This is a genomic window from Rhizorhapis sp. (assembly GCF_035276005.1).
Lineage (GTDB): Bacteria > Pseudomonadota > Alphaproteobacteria > Sphingomonadales > Sphingomonadaceae > Rhizorhapis.
The window spans coordinates 54,239-66,171 of record NZ_DATEMB010000032.1 but is presented as its reverse complement, the minus strand read 5'-3'; the positions used below and the strand labels follow the sequence as shown (position 1 = coordinate 66,171).

The window sequence follows — 11,933 nt, the reverse complement described above, 5'->3', positions numbered from 1 at the left end:
TGGCACTGACTGGCTTGGCGGATAATCGCTGCGGCACTTTTCATGCGGCGCCACGTTCCTTCTGCCATGAACGAATGCTGGCTCATCGTGAACCGGACGAGCGGCAGCCATGATCCGGACCAATGCGACGCCATTGGTCAGGCGCTGAGCGGCCACACCGGAAAACCAACGCGGCTGATCGCGATACCGGAGGAGGCCATGCCGGTCCTCGCCGAAGCGAAGGCCGCCAGCACGATCGCCATCTTCGCAGGTGATGGCACCACAAGCGCCGCCGTGACCGCATTGGACGGTTGGGGCGGCGACCTGCTCGTCCTGCCGGGGGGCACCATGAACCTGCTGTCGCGAAAACTTCATGGTGACCGGGAGCCGATGGCGATCCTTGAGGATGCATTCAGTCCGCAAGCGAGGAGCATTGCGCTTCCGGTGGCTGAAGGGCATGGGCTTAGATCGCTGGTCGGCATCGTTGCCGGACCGACCGCCGCCTGGGGCGAGGTGCGGGAGCATATGCGCAAGCTGGACGTCGGCGGCCTTGTCGAATCAGTGCCGCAGGCGCTGCAGGAAACATTGCAGGGCGATCCTGTATCCGTAAAAGGGGTCGAGGGGCAATTCGAGGCCGTCTTCATTGATCCGCAGGTGGCGGGACTCAGGGTCAATGGGATCCATGCCGGGACAGCGGCAGAACTGCTGCAACATGGCTGGGCCTGGCTGAAAGGTGATTTCCGCGAAGGACCGCACACGCCGCTCATCTGCGCCCCTGCCGTCACCTTGCTGCGCAATGGCGATTTTTCGCTGCTCGTGGATGGTGAACAGGCGGAGGCACAAAGCCCGTGCCGCTTCACGCTGGGGCGATGCGGATTGCGGTTTATCGCGACGGGGTGACGGGGATTTGGTGAATTGTCTCCATCCCCCGCGTCGTCCCTGCGCAGGGACGACGTTTTCCTATGCCCAAGACGGATCTTCTTCTGCCGCAGGCCAAGCAAAAGGGCGGCCCAAGCGGACCGCCCTTCCGAATGACATTCCCGTCGCCGATTAGCGCTTGGAGAACTGGAAGCTCCGGCGAGCCTTGGCACGGCCGTATTTCTTGCGCTCCACGGTGCGGCTGTCGCGGGTGAGGAAGCCTTCCTTCTTCACCGCGCTGCGCAGCGCCGGTTCATATTTGCTGAGCGCCTGGCTGATGCCGTGCTTCACGGCGCCCGCCTGCCCCGAAAGACCGCCGCCCTTCACGGTGCAAATCACGTCATACTGGCCCTGGCGATCCGTGACGTCGAAGGGCTGATTGATGACGAGGCGCAGCGTGGGACGCGCGAAATAGACTTCCTGGTCGCGGCCATTGACGGTGATCTTGCCGGTGCCCGGCTTTACCCAGACGCGTGCGACGGCGTCCTTGCGGCGGCCGGTTGCATAGGCGCGGCCGAATTTGTCGAGTTCCTGCTGGCGCAGCGGAGCGGCCTCGACCGCAGCCGGAGCTTCAGCGGCAGGCGCGGCGGCCGGAGCGGCAGCGGCGCCCGCGGCGATGTCCTTGAGATCGGAAAGGGACTGGCGATTATCGGACATTATGCACCAACCTTGTTCTTGCGGTTGCGGGAAGCGATATCGAGCACTTCCGGATTCTGGGCTTCATGCGGGTGGGCCGCACCGGCGAAGATGCGCAGGTTGCGCATCTGCTGGCGGCCGAGCGGACCGCGGGGGATCATGCGCTCAACGGCCTTTTCCAGCACGCGCTCCGGGAAGCGGCCTTCCAGCACCTTCTGGGCAGTGATGCCCTTGATGCCGCCGGCATAGCCCGTGTGCTTGTAATAGACCTTGTCCGACAGCTTCTTGCCGGTGAACTTCACCTTGTCAGCGTTGATGACGATGACATTGTCGCCGCAATCGACATGCGGGGTGAAGCTCGGCTTGTGCTTGCCGCGCAGGATATTGGCGATGATCGACGCGGCCCGGCCGACAACCAGCCCTTCGGCATCGATAAGAAGCCATTTCTTTTCCACCGTTGCCGGGGTGGCCGGCTTCGTGGTCTTCATCAGCGCCTTCATGGCCCTAATCTCCTGATGGGGATGCGCCCCGGTGAATGAAACAAAAGAACGCCGCCCATGGAGGGCAGCGCGATGGCGGGCTAATGGCTCCGAATTGTCCCGAAGTCAAGAGAAAGTGCGGCTTTGCTGACGGGTATCATGATACCATGACGCGTCAGCGCGAGAAGTTTGCCGCAAGCTGCCTAACCGGCCTGCCGTCCAATCCAATCCGCATAGGCTTCATTCACGCCCGCATCCCAGGAAAGGATAGCAGGCACTTCATAGCTGTGCAGTTCGGCCAGCCGCACGGTCAGCGCAGCGCGTTTTTCCGGGCGGGTCTTCAGCAGGACCGCCACCTCCCCTTCCTCCTGCATTTCCCCCTGCCATTCATAGATGGAGGTGCAGGGCGAGAGGATGTTGGCGCAACCGGCGAGCTTTTCGCTCACCAATCGGCGAGCGACGGTGCGCGCTTCTTCAGCAGTGCCGAAGAGCGTGTAAACCAGGGCAAGACCATTCATGCCCTCAGCATTATCATGCCTTGAGATGATCCATCCAGTGGCAGCAGGCAACGGTCGCGGCCACAAGCAAGGCGCCGACGGCCTGATGCGCAACCGCTATCCAAAGTTCCACTCCAGTGAGCAGGGTGGCAATGCCGATGCCGATCTGAAGCGCCACCAGCGCCATGAGCGCAGCGCCCTGCTTTGGCGCCCCCCAGCGATGCGCCCGCGCAGCAAGGAGGAACAGGGCGGCGCCCACGATCCAGGCAAGCCATCGGTGCGTAAATTGAACGACAATGGGATTATCGACAATATTCCGCCAAAGCGGCGTGATTATGGGCGCATCCGCCGGAAACAGGCTGTCCCCCATCAGCGGCCAGGTGGAAAAGGCGTAGCCCGCGCGCAGTCCTGCCGTGAAAGCGCCAAGGCAGAGTTGAAGCGCAAGCAGGAGAAGGATCGCCGCTGACAACCCGGAAAGCCGCGTCGGCCGCGCCGCTGGGTTCCTGGCCAGCGTCCGCAGATCAAGCGCCGTCCAGACAAGGCCTCCAATGATGAGAAAAGCGGTCAGCAAATGAACCGCGAGGCGCAGGTGGCTCACCTCCGTCCGGTTGACGAGACCGGATGTCACCATCCACCACCCGATCGCCCCTTGGAGCGCGCCAAGCGCCAGCAGCACGCCGAGTCGCGGACCATAGCCGGAGGGGATCCGCCGTTTCCATGCAAACCAGGCAAAGGGCAAGGCGAAAGCAAGGCCGATCAGCCGCCCCAGCAGGCGGTGAACATATTCCCAGAAAAAGATGAACTTGAACTCTTCCAGCGTCATATGCCGGTTGACGGTCTGATATTGCGTCGTGCCCTTGTAGAGCCCGAATTCCTTCATCCAGTCCGCTTCATTCAGCGGCGGGATGGCCCCGGTCACCGGCCGCCATTGCGTGATCGAAAGCCCGGATTCGGTGAGGCGAGTGATGCCGCCCACAACGACCATCAGGAAGACCAGGAAGGCAATGGCAAAGAGCCAGTTGGCGATTTGATGCGGGCGCGGCGAAGGCGCTGCGTGACGGGCAGGATTCATGAGCGCCGCACTTGCACCCTTGCGAAGGAGCTTTCAAGAGGACGGCGCGTTCAATGATATGTTGTATCGCACCCTCACCTGTGCTTTAGCACTGTCGTGGAACAAGGAACGGGCATGATTCAGTCGCTGTTGAAGAACGGACGCCTTGACCGGCTGGCGATCGGCCTGTCGGGCCTCTGCCTTGCCCACTGCCTGGCGACTTCGATCGTGGTTGCGCTGCTGGCATCGGTCAGCGGCTATTTCCTTTCTCCCATCGTTCATGAGGCTGGGCTCGCCATCGCCATCATCCTGGCGGCCGTTGCGCTGGGTCATGGCGCCCGCACCCATGGTTTGCGCCGGCCGCTGCTGATCGGCATTGCCGGACTTTTGGTCATGGGCTTCGCCTTGTTTCTGGGCCATGGCTGGCACGAAGCGCCGCTCACCATGGCGGGGGTTTCGATCCTCGCGGCTGGCCACGTCATGAACTTTCGCGCCGCGCGGTAGCGATTCCCCCATCGGCCAACGAGCTTGCCCTTGCGCAAGCGCAATCATATCTAGGTTCAATGGGCCGACACCATCACGAACATCTTGAGCCGACCGGCGAATCGCTCGCAGGCGCGGCGCAGCGCATGCTTGAACGGCAGGGCGAGCAATGGACGGATATGCGCGCGGCGATCTTTGAGGTGCTGGCCGAATTCGACAAGCCGGCCTCCGCCTATGATATTGCCGACCTGGTCTCTCAAAAGCGCAGCAAGCGGGTGGCGCCCAACAGCGTCTACCGAATCCTGGACCTGTTCGTGAAAAACAACCTCGCCATGCGGGTTGAAAGCGCCAATGCCTATATCGCCAACGCTCACCCAGGGTGCGTCCATGACTGTATTTTCCTGGTGTGCGGCAAATGTGGCGAGGCGACTCACATAGACGATGATGTCCTGTCGAACACGGTGCGCAAAATGGCCCGGGAGCATGGCTTCGCGCCTGAGCGGCCGGTAATGGAAGTGCTTGGTCTGTGCGCCAAATGCGCCTGACTCATCGCACGGTTCGACAGAGGCGGAAAAAATAGCTACAGGGCCCGACATGCCGCAATCGCCCCACACGCCTTTGCTCGATCAGGTGAAGACGCCTGAGGATTTGCGCGGCCTGCCGCCGCACCAGCTGCGCCAGCTCGCCGATGAGTTGCGCCAGGAGGTCATTTCGGCCGTGGGCGTGACTGGCGGCCATCTGGGCTCGGGCCTCGGGGTGGTGGAGCTTACCACCGCCATTCATTATGTCTTCAACACGCCCGAAGACCGGCTGATCTGGGATGTCGGGCATCAATGCTATCCGCACAAGATCCTGACCGGACGGCGTGACCGGATTCGCACGCTGCGGCAGGGCGGGGGCCTTTCCGGCTTCACCAAGCGGTCAGAAAGCGAATATGATCCCTTTGGGGCGGCGCACAGTTCCACTTCGATCAGCGCGGCCCTGGGGTTCGCCATTGCCAACAAGCTTGCCGGAAAGCCCGGCAAGGCAATCGCAGTCATCGGTGACGGCGCCATGTCGGCCGGCATGGCCTATGAAGCGATGAACAATGCCGAGGCGGCGGGCAACCGGCTGATCGTCATCCTCAATGACAATGACATGTCGATCGCCCCGCCCGTAGGCGGGCTTTCCGCCTATCTCGCGCGAATCGTATCAAGCCGCGAATTCCTCTCGGTGCGCGACATATTGCGGCGGCTGGCGCGCAAGCTGCCCAAGTCGCTGCACATCGCGGCCCGCAAGACAGATGAATTTGCCCGCGGCCTCGCGACCGGCGGCACCTTGTTCGAGTAATTGGGCTTCTACTATGTAGGGCCCGTCGACGGCCATAATCTCGATCACCTGATCCCAGTGCTCGAAAATGTACGCGACGCGGCCGAGGGCCCCTGCCTCATCCACGTCGTGACGCAGAAGGGCAAGGGCTACGCCCCCGCCGAGGCAGCGGCCGACAAATATCATGGCGTTCAGAAGTTCGACGTGGTGAGCGGAGAACAAGCCAAGGCGCCTCCAGGGCCCCCAAGCTACACCAATGTCTTTGCCAAGGCACTGATGGCTGAGGCGCAGCGCGATGAAAGCATCTGCGCCATCACCGCCGCCATGCCTTCGGGCACAGGCCTGGACAAGTTCGCCGCGGCTTTTCCCGGCCGCTGCTTCGACGTCGGTATCGCCGAGCAGCATGCCGTGACCTTTGCGGCGGGACTTGCCGCGCAAGGAATGCGCCCCTTCTGCGCCATTTATTCGACCTTCCTGCAGCGCGCCTATGACCAGGTCGTGCATGACGTCGCGATTCAGAATCTCCCCGTCCGCTTCGCGATCGACCGGGCGGGGCTGGTTGGTGCGGACGGCAGCACCCATGCAGGTAGCTTTGACATCACCTATCTCGCCACTCTACCCAATATGGTCGTGATGGCCGCTGCCGACGAGGCCGAACTGGTGCACATGGTCCATACCTGTGCCATGCATGATGATGGGCCGATTGCGGTACGCTACCCGCGCGGCAATGGTACGGGCACTGCCTTGCCGGAGGTGCCGGAGCGGCTGCCGATCGGCAAGGGCCGGATCATGCGTGAAGGCAAGAAGGTTGCGATCCTGTCCCTCGGCACGCGTCTCGAAGAAGCCATGAAAGCGGCAGACATACTGGACGCCAAAGGGCTTTCAGCGACGGTGGCCGATCTGCGCTTCGCCAAGCCCCTGGATGAGGAGCTGATCCGCAAGCTGCTCACCAGCCATGAAGTTGCCGTAACGATCGAGGAGGGCAGCATAGGCGGCCTTGGCGCGCATGTCCTCACCATGGCGAGCGATACGGGCCTTATCGATGGTGGCCTGAAGCTCCGGACATTGCGCCTGCCCGACATCTTTCAGGAGCAGGACAAGCCAGAGCAGCAATATGCCGATGCCGGTCTTGATGCACCCGGCATTGCCGACACCGTGCTGAAGGCGCTGCGCTATAATGACGGCGGCGTGATCGAGAGCGCACGGGCCTAAAGCGACGCGTTTTGCAGTAATGCCTAAATCAGGTTAATCCGTTTCCGTTCGTCCCGAGCGAAGCCGAGGGACGCTGGCTCTCGACGTGTCTCGACTTCGCTCGACATTAAGGGAAAGAGTAGGCTTGAAGCGCCATGCGCCAGCCCTCGTCCGAGCATCAGGGACAATCAAAAAAAAAGGCCGATCCCGAAGGACCGGCCCGAAAGTCTTAGGAGAGGATGCCTGAAAGGCAATTTTGATATGGGACCCAACGATCTTTTTCGCAATTGCGAAAAGATCGGGCACAGTTGCATTTTTTGCACTCGCAAGGAAATCCGCCCTTTTCGCAAGCGATTCGCAAGGAAATTTTTCTGAAATAAGGGGCCGCGGTCGGCTGATTCCCGGACTTTCACCGGCGCATCACTCTCCTGCGAAACGCCCTGCCTATGGCTTGAGCGGCGACCGCGGCCGGACCAGTCTACCCCTCAGATTTTTCCTTGGGAATAGGGATAACAGTTCCACTTTTGCTGCATTGCAGCAAAGGTTCCATCCGCGATTTCGTAGCGGAGCAGGCCGCATTCCTATGGCACCTGCACCACTTGACCGGCGGAAACATGCAGGCGGCAGGCCGCTTCGAGCCCCTCGAACAGGGAATCTTCGGTCCCGGTCATCCAGATCTGCCCGCCGCCAGCGGCAAGCCGGTCAAACAGAGCAAGGCGCCTTTTGGGATCGAGATGGGCGGCAACTTCATCCAGCAGGAGAATCGGCCGGCGCTGGAGCTGCCGCGCCACCAGCTCCGCATGTGCGAGAATGATGGAGAGAAGCAGCGCCTTCTGTTCGCCCGTGGAACAAAGCGCCGCCGCCTGCCCCTTTGCCGCATGCGTGACGGCGAGGTCCGTTCGATGCGGCCCAGCCAGCGCCCGGCCCGCGGCCGCATCACGGCGGCGGCCCTGCGCAAGGAGGATCGCCAGATCGGCCTCCGGGTCATCCCATTCGGCAAGGGCGAGCGCCGGGCAGGGAAAAGGCCCCTCGGGCTGCAGGGCCAGGGCTTCGCTCAAGGCCGCCACCGTCTCCCGCCGCGCTCGGGCAAGCGCCGCGCCATGTTCCGCCATCTGTGCCTCAAGCGCGCTCAGCCACACGGGATCAGGTGGCTCGTCGCCGGTCAAAATTCTCGTGCGGCTGCGCATGGCAGCCTCATAGCGGGTGCTGTTCACTGCATGGCCCGGATAAAGGGCAAGCACCAGCCGGTCCAGAAAGCGCCGCCGCGCACCCGGCGTTTCAATGAACAGCCGGTCCATTGCGGGGGTCAGCCAAATGATGCTCAGCCATTCCGAAAGGCTGCTTGCCGAACTTTGGACTCCGTTGATCCTGACCAGCCGCCGGTCGGGGGCGTCGGACGCCGTTCCCGTGCCGATCGTGACGTCGCTGAGTTGCGCCGCAATGCTGAAATTGCCGGGCCCGCCCTGCCGCGCCATGTCCCGCAAAGCGGCCCCCCGAAGACCGCGCCCCGGCGAGAGCATCGACACCGCTTCCAATATGTTGGTCTTGCCCGCGCCATTTTCGCCAGTCAGCACCACGAACGAATGATCGAGAACGATCAGCGCATCGGCATGATTGCGAAAGTCCGTGAGGGAGAGGCGGCGAAGCGACATATTTCCGCTCTACCTCCAGTTGCGAAAGGGGTGAAGCGAAAGCGATGGTGGTGGAGATTCGGGGCCGATTTGGGAGGTGAGCGGAGGGTCTACAGCATTGCCCCGAGGTCCCTCGCCACAAGGCAGCGGGGTCCCTGCCTGCACAGCGACGACGAGGGCCCGAAGATACGGGCTATCGAAAATTCACGCAGAGGCTCGGCGCCGCGGAGGCGTTTATCCGCCTCGGTCATTCACCCCGTCGTCCCTGCGCAGGCAGGGACCCCGCCTCTCCAGAGTCACTTGATCGTCTGTCAGTAGCGTGGCGAGGGGTTGCCAAACATAGCAGCCATCATTCCTCTCGGACCTGCGCCTCCACCTGCTGCGCGGCGGCGGTGGCCGTGCGGATGTCCATCGCCTGCCCGATGAGCAGCAAGGCGGGGCCGTCGCCAATGCCGGTTTTCACCGCGAGCGGCAACAGGTCCAGCCGCGTGGCGAGATGCCGCTCCTCGGGCAGACTGGCATTTTCAATAACGATCGCTGGTGTGTCCCCGGACAATCCCGCCGCAATAAGCTGGCGCGACACGTCGGCGGCGGCGGCCTTGCCCATATAAACGGCAAGCGTTGAGTTCGGGTCGGCGAGGGAATGCCAGTCGAGATCCAGCGCCTCGCCCTTGCGTGCATGGGCGGTCACGAACTGGAGCCGGCGCGCCATGCCCCGCAGGGTGAGCGAGAGGCCAAGGCTTGCCGAGGCTGCGCTGGCGGCCGTGATGCCGGGGCAGATGCAAACCTCTATGCCCGCCGCGCGCAAATGCGCGATTTCCTCCATCGACCGGCCAAAGATGGACGGGTCGCCGCCCTTCAGGCGGACCACGCGCTTACCCGCCAATGCGGCGGCGAGCAGCATTTCGTTGATGCTCTCCTGGTCCTTGCTGTGCCTGCCCGAACGCTTGCCGACCGGCACACGCTCTGCATTGGGCGCGATCAGGGACAGGATATCGGGACTGACAAGCGCGTCATAAAAAACGATTTCGGCGGTGTAGATCAACCGCTCCGCCTTGCGCGTCAGCAGTTCTGGATCGCCCGGCCCGGCGCCTACCAGCCACACCGGGTGACGTTCGGGGGATGCGTCACGCATTGACCGCTTCCTTCTGCTCTTCAAGCAAGGACCGGATCGCGGGACGGCAGCTCCCGCAATTGGTCCCGGCATTGAGCGCCGCACCGACCGCTTCCACGCTGGTCAACTGCTGCTCGGCAATGGCGCCAAGGATCGTCTTCATCCCCACATCGAAGCAAACGCATATGATCGGTCCGCGATCCGGCGGCAACTGCGCCGGGCGTCCGGCAAGCAGCGCGAGCCCTGCATGGCGCTCCTCACCGTCAAGCTGCGCCGCGATCCAGTCCCGCTCCGGCAGACGGCCCGAACGGCTGAGGAACAGCGCGGCGGCGAGCCTTCCCTCGCCATCCACCACCGCAGCCCGGCGAACGCCGCGCGCGCCGTCCAGCGCTTCGACACGTTCTCCTTCGGGCAGCAGATGCTCCAGGTCGATCTCTTCAAAGCCCGCCATTTCGACCAGCCAGCCACCGCGCTGACGGATCAGCGTCCAATAGGGAACACCCTGCAGTTCGGGCTGCTCTCTAGTCACGAGAAAGCCGGTCCATGCCGGCGTCACGGCTTCGATTGCCGCCGCACTGTTCTTGAAGCCGGGCTGGCCGGAGATGGGATCGGCACCCTGGTTCGGCAGGCGGTTTGCGCGGCCCGCAGAACTCTGCTGATCGGTCCAATGCATCGGAACGAAAAGCTCGCCCTGCCGCTGGCCTTCGCTGATGGCGGCGCGGAAGATCGCTTCGCCCTGCCGCGTGCGAATGCGGGCAAGGCCTCCGTCCCTTATACAAAAGGCGGCAGCGTCGGCGGGATGCACTTCGACCAGCGGCTCGCGCCGGTGTTGCGACAAACGGGGGCTGAGCCCGGTGCGCGTCATGGTGTGCCACTGATCGCGATAGCGTCCGGTGTTGAGGCGCAAGGGAAAAGCCGCATCGGCGGCAGGCGCTGGGGGCGGCTCAACCGGCAGCAGTCTCGCGCGGCCATTGGGCGTGGTGAAGCGGCCATCGGCGAAGGGCGACAAACCGCCCCAACGCATGGGTTTCAATGCGTCATAATCGGCATCGCTGACATCCGCCCAACTGAAAAGGTTGAGCTTGCGGCGGCCATCATTCTCAAACGCCGTCTGGGCGCAATATTCGCGAAAGATACTCGCTGCGCTGTCAAAGGCGAAGGCGTCGGCATGGCCCATGCGCCGGGCCACATCGGCAATGATGTCCCAATCGGCGCGCGCCTCACCCGGAGCGGGAAAAAATCCACGCTGGCGGCTGATGGTGCGCTCGCTGTTGGTGACGGTCCCGTCCTTCTCCGCCCAGGCAAGCGCGGGAAGCTTTATATGGGCGAAGCTGCCCGTATCCGTGTTCGCCATGACATCGGAAACAACGACCAGCGGACATTTCGCCAGCGCCTCGCGCACGAAACCGGCGTCTGGCATCGACACGGCCGGATTGGTGGCCATGATCCAGATCGCCTTGATCCGTCCGTCATGAACCGCGCGGAACATGTCCACTGCCTTCATGCCCGGCCCCTTGACCATGGTGGGGCTGTTCCAGAAGCGCTGAGCCTGGCTGAGTTCCTCGGCCGAAAAGCCCATATGCACCGCGAGCATGGAGGCAAGGCCGCCCACTTCCCGGCCGCCCATGGCATTGGGCTGGCCAGTGATGGAGAAGGGGCCCATGCCGGGCTTGCCGATCCGGCCCATCGCCAAATGCACGTTGATGATCGCGTTGCCCTTGTCCGTTCCGCAAACCGACTGGTTCGCGCCCTGGCTGAACAGCGTCAGGGTCTGCTGGTGCCGTGCGAAAAGATCGTAGAATTTGGCCAGGGCTTCAGGGGAAAGGCCCGCCTGCTCCGCGACGTCGGTTTGGCCGAGCTGATCCCAGAAATCTTCCGGCACATCGACATGCGCCGCAAGATATTGCTGGTCCAGCAGCCCGCGATCCTTCATGGCGGCGAGCAGGCCGTTGAAAAGCGCGATGTCGCCGTCCGGGCGGATGGGCAAGTGCAGGTCAGCGCTTTCGGCGGTTTCCGTGCGGCGGGGATCCACGACCACCAGCTTGGTGCCACGTGTGGCGCGGGCGGCCTCGATCCGCTGCCAGATGATGGGGTGACACCAGGCAGTATTGGAGCCGACGAGGACGATAAGGTCCGCCTGCTCCAGATCCTCATAATTGCAGGGCACCACATCCTCGCCAAAGGCGCGGTTATGCGCAGCAACGGCACTCGCCATGCAAAGGCGGCTGTTGGTATCGATGTTGGAGGAACCGATAAAGCCCTTCATCAGCTTGTTGGCGACATAATAGTCTTCGGTCAGCAATTGGCCGGAAAGGTAAAGCGCGACGCTGTCGGGGCCATGTTCGGCAATGGCATCGGAAAAGCCCTTCGCCACGGCATTGAGCGCCTCGTCCCAGCCCGCCTGCCTGCCGCCAATCTCGGGATGCAGCAGACGCCCGCCAAGTCCCACGGTTTCGCCAAGGTGGGTGCCCTTGGAACATAAACGCCCGCCATTGGCGGGGTGCATCGCATCACCCTTGATTTCTACGGTGCGGGGCCCGGTGACGGTCGCGGACACCCCGCATCCTACTCCGCAATAGGGGCAGGTGGTTTTGGTCGCGCTCATTCTCCCCGCCCCTTCAGGAGAGGAGTAGGGAGATAGACCAT

At 63.0% G+C, this 11,933-nt stretch carries 10 protein-coding genes and 1 pseudogene; 4 read left to right on the top strand and 7 right to left on the bottom strand.

Going from position 1 to position 11,933, the window contains the following annotated elements:
* The first annotated feature begins 66 nt into the window (after positions 1–66).
* Entirely contained in the window at positions 67–879 is an 813-nt protein-coding gene (locus VJS46_RS07730; protein WP_324059218.1) for a diacylglycerol/lipid kinase family protein, read from the top strand.
* 150 nt (positions 880–1,029) lie between these two features.
* Here VJS46_RS07730 and rpsI read toward each other — a convergent pair whose 3' ends face one another.
* From rpsI to VJS46_RS07710, 4 genes are all read right to left on the bottom strand, one after another.
* Positions 1,030–1,554 (bottom strand): 30S ribosomal protein S9, encoded by a 525-nt coding sequence (gene rpsI / locus VJS46_RS07725; RefSeq protein ID WP_324059216.1) that lies wholly within the window; start codon positions 1,552–1,554, stop codon positions 1,030–1,032.
* Positions 1,554–2,033: a 50S ribosomal protein L13 gene (rplM, locus tag VJS46_RS07720; protein WP_324059214.1), complete on the bottom strand. Its 480-nt coding sequence runs from the start codon at positions 2,031–2,033 to the stop codon at positions 1,554–1,556. Before rplM ends, rpsI begins: the two co-directional genes overlap by 1 nt.
* Positions 2,034–2,215: 182 nt before the next feature.
* Positions 2,216–2,530 (bottom strand): divalent-cation tolerance protein CutA, encoded by a 315-nt coding sequence (cutA, locus tag VJS46_RS07715; RefSeq protein WP_324059212.1) that lies wholly within the window; start codon positions 2,528–2,530, stop codon positions 2,216–2,218.
* 13 nt (positions 2,531–2,543) lie between these two features.
* Positions 2,544–3,581 (bottom strand): COX15/CtaA family protein, encoded by a 1,038-nt coding sequence (locus VJS46_RS07710; protein WP_324059210.1) that lies wholly within the window; start codon positions 3,579–3,581, stop codon positions 2,544–2,546.
* A gap of 114 nt (positions 3,582–3,695) precedes the next feature.
* Here VJS46_RS07710 and VJS46_RS07705 point away from each other — a divergent pair, with 114 nt between their 5' ends.
* The 3 genes and pseudogenes from VJS46_RS07705 to dxs all read left to right on the top strand — a co-directional run bounded on the left by VJS46_RS07705 (position 3,696) and on the right by dxs (position 6,563).
* The gene (locus tag VJS46_RS07705) at positions 3,696–4,064 is read left to right on the top strand and encodes a MerC domain-containing protein (protein ID WP_324059209.1); all 369 of its coding nucleotides are present in this window, start codon (positions 3,696–3,698) and stop codon (positions 4,062–4,064) included.
* 59 nt (positions 4,065–4,123) lie between these two features.
* Positions 4,124–4,588, top strand: coding sequence for a Fur family transcriptional regulator (locus tag VJS46_RS07700; RefSeq protein ID WP_324059207.1), 465 nt, complete (start codon positions 4,124–4,126; stop codon positions 4,586–4,588).
* A 49-nt stretch (positions 4,589–4,637) separates the two neighbouring features.
* Positions 4,638–6,563: pseudogene (dxs, locus tag VJS46_RS07695) on the top strand (1-deoxy-D-xylulose-5-phosphate synthase).
* Positions 6,564–7,123: 560 nt separating this feature from the next.
* Here the strand turns inward: dxs and recF are convergent.
* The 3 genes from recF to VJS46_RS07680 form a co-directional block, all read right to left on the bottom strand.
* The gene (gene recF, locus VJS46_RS07690) at positions 7,124–8,194 is read right to left on the bottom strand and encodes a DNA replication/repair protein RecF (protein ID WP_324059206.1); all 1,071 of its coding nucleotides are present in this window, start codon (positions 8,192–8,194) and stop codon (positions 7,124–7,126) included.
* A 328-nt stretch (positions 8,195–8,522) separates the two neighbouring features.
* Entirely contained in the window at positions 8,523–9,308 is a 786-nt protein-coding gene (gene cobA, locus VJS46_RS07685) for a uroporphyrinogen-III C-methyltransferase (protein ID WP_324059204.1), read from the bottom strand.
* Positions 9,301–11,892, bottom strand: a complete 2,592-nt coding sequence (locus tag VJS46_RS07680) for a molybdopterin-dependent oxidoreductase (RefSeq protein WP_324059202.1) — start codon at positions 11,890–11,892, stop codon at positions 9,301–9,303. The genes cobA and VJS46_RS07680 overlap by 8 nt, the downstream gene beginning before the upstream one ends.
* Positions 11,893–11,933: the final 41 nt, after the last annotated feature.

What these genes read in the sequence shown, in the direction of transcription:
- VJS46_RS07730 (WP_324059218.1), top strand. Translation starts at nt 67, where the DNA reads ATGAACGAATGCTGGCTCATCGTGAACCGGACGAGCGGCAGCCATGAT.
- rpsI (WP_324059216.1), bottom strand. Translation starts at nt 1,554, where the DNA reads ATGTCCGATAATCGCCAGTCCCTTTCCGATCTCAAGGACATCGCCGCG.
- rplM (WP_324059214.1), bottom strand. Translation starts at nt 2,033, where the DNA reads ATGAAGGCGCTGATGAAGACCACGAAGCCGGCCACCCCGGCAACGGTG.
- cutA (WP_324059212.1), bottom strand. Translation starts at nt 2,530, where the DNA reads ATGAATGGTCTTGCCCTGGTTTACACGCTCTTCGGCACTGCTGAAGAA.
- VJS46_RS07710 (WP_324059210.1), bottom strand. Translation starts at nt 3,581, where the DNA reads ATGAATCCTGCCCGTCACGCAGCGCCTTCGCCGCGCCCGCATCAAATC.
- VJS46_RS07705 (WP_324059209.1), top strand. Translation starts at nt 3,696, where the DNA reads ATGATTCAGTCGCTGTTGAAGAACGGACGCCTTGACCGGCTGGCGATC.
- VJS46_RS07700 (WP_324059207.1), top strand. Translation starts at nt 4,124, where the DNA reads ATGGGCCGACACCATCACGAACATCTTGAGCCGACCGGCGAATCGCTC.
- recF (WP_324059206.1), bottom strand. Translation starts at nt 8,194, where the DNA reads ATGTCGCTTCGCCGCCTCTCCCTCACGGACTTTCGCAATCATGCCGAT.
- cobA (WP_324059204.1), bottom strand. Translation starts at nt 9,308, where the DNA reads ATGCGTGACGCATCCCCCGAACGTCACCCGGTGTGGCTGGTAGGCGCC.
- VJS46_RS07680 (WP_324059202.1), bottom strand. Translation starts at nt 11,892, where the DNA reads ATGAGCGCGACCAAAACCACCTGCCCCTATTGCGGAGTAGGATGCGGG.